This window comes from Variovorax sp. 01T439_2 (assembly GCF_056398445.1).
The window spans coordinates 1-1,208 of record NZ_JBFTPJ010001283.1; the positions used below are offsets into that span (position 1 = coordinate 1).

Annotated in this window: 2 protein-coding genes; one reads left to right on the forward strand and one right to left on the reverse strand. The window is 62.3% G+C overall.

All coding sequences use genetic code 11. From position 1 onward, the window contains the following. Window positions 1-18: 18 nt before the first annotated feature. Window positions 19-402, forward strand: a complete 384-nt coding sequence (locus tag AC1DOC_RS34295) for a hypothetical protein (protein WP_478131655.1) — start codon at window positions 19-21, stop codon at window positions 400-402. 92 nt (window positions 403-494) lie between these two features. On the opposite strand, the gene AC1DOC_RS34300 is transcribed toward AC1DOC_RS34295, so the two are convergent. After that, window positions 495-1,208, reverse strand: a 714-nt coding sequence (locus AC1DOC_RS34300; protein WP_478131656.1) for a porin, incomplete at its 5' end; no start/stop codon positions are given.

Consider the following 1,208-nt stretch of genomic DNA (forward strand, 5'->3'; position numbering starts at 1 on the left):
CGGCACAGCCAGCCCATCGTGAGCCTGCGCCCGGCCGTGCGGGTTTATGAATGCCTGCTCGCGCATCGCCGCGAGCAGGGCTTTGGCGGCGCGGACGACTACATCTTCATGCCGCAATTGAAGAACCGCGAGCATGCGCTGGCCGTGCTCAACTTTCTTTTCCACTGGGCGCTGGAAGCGACGTCGCTCCAGAAAGGGCCGCAGGGCCAGTCGAGGACTCTTTATTGCCTGCGCCATACCGCCATCACCTTGCGGCTCTTGTACGGGCAGGGCATCGACATGCTGACCTTGGCGCGCAATGCGCGCACGAGCGTCAACATGGTCGAACGTTTCTACGCTTCGGTTCTGAGCGGAGAAATGAATGTGGGATTGCTGCAAAGCAGGCGTGGCCGCCCGAATTGAGCAAAGCCAAAAAGCCGCCCGGCTTGCGCTGGGCGGCTTGATACGGGATTGATCCGAACTGGCTGAAGCCAGCATTGGGAATCAGGCTTCGATCAGAAGGCGTGGCGGATGCCGAAGTCGTAGCCAGTCGAGGTCTTCGGGGTGAAGATGTCGTTGCTGATGAACTTCGGGCTGAAATCGGGGCTGACCCTCAGGTCTGCACCGTTCTTGTTGCTGATGCGGGCAACCGTTGCGTACAGGGCCGTGCGCTTCGACAGGTTGTGCACGTAGCCCAGTGCCAGCTTGTTGGCCTTCGGATTCGGTTCGTTGAAGAACGGGTTGTTGTCGCCCGACTTGTACTTGACGGCCGAGTACGACGCGCGGATCAGGCCGGCACCGACCGGAACCGTCACGCCCAGCAGCCAGCCATTGAGCTTGTTCGATGCCACGGAAGCCGGGCGGGCGAAGAAGTCGCCGTCGATATCGGTCTTTTCGCGGGCGTGGGACAGTTCGCCGAAGAGCTTTGCAGGACCGAAGTCATACGAAGCGCCGAGGTTGAAGGTGTTGACCTTGGTGGTCGTGCCGGCGTAGTAGTCGTCGCCCACGGTGTTGCTGCCGTAAGCCGCTGCAACGTCGAGCGGACCGTTGGCGTAGCCGAAGCGGCCGCCGATGTAGCGGCCGGTGCGCGAGTTGTCGGCCGCGTGAGGCGTGGCCAGGCCCGGGCTGTACTTGGTCTTCTCGTGGAAGCCGTACATCAGCTGGCCGTAGAAGCCGCCGAGGTTCGGCGGCAGGAAGTAGCTGACCGAGTTGCTGGCGCGCGTGGGATT